Annotated in this window: 1 protein-coding gene; it reads left to right on the forward strand. The window is 70.7% G+C overall.

What is annotated here, in order from left to right; genetic code table 11:
- The coding region (locus C1I95_RS34625) for an oxidoreductase dimerization domain-containing protein (protein WP_146605971.1) at positions 1 to 396 on the forward strand (396 nt) is incomplete at both ends.

Below are 396 nucleotides of genomic sequence, written 5' to 3' on the forward strand. Positions count from 1 at the left end.
GCTGTACGCCGCCGGAGACGTCAACCACCGCGTGCTGCTGACCCACCAGGGCAAGTACCAGGCCCGCGCCGTGGGCGATGTCATCGTGGCGCGCGCCAAGGGAGAAGCGGTCGACGACAGCACGTGGGGCCGCCACGCCGTCACAGCTGACGAGCGCGCGGTGCCTCAAGTGGTCTTCACCGAGCCGGAGATCGCATCGGTGGGACTGACCGCGGCCGCGGCCGAGGCCGCCGGCTTCCGAGTCCGCGTCGTCGACTACGACCTGGGTGCCGTCGCAGGATCGGCCCTTCACGCCGACGGATACCAGGGGCACGCCCGCATGGTCGTCGACGAGGACCGCAAGGTGATCGTCGGCTTCACGCTCGTCGGGCCCGATGTCGCGGAACTGCTGCACGC

It is taken from the genome of Micromonospora craterilacus, from assembly GCF_003236315.1.
In the GTDB taxonomy this organism is placed as follows: Bacteria; Actinomycetota; Actinomycetes; order Mycobacteriales; family Micromonosporaceae; genus Micromonospora; species Micromonospora craterilacus.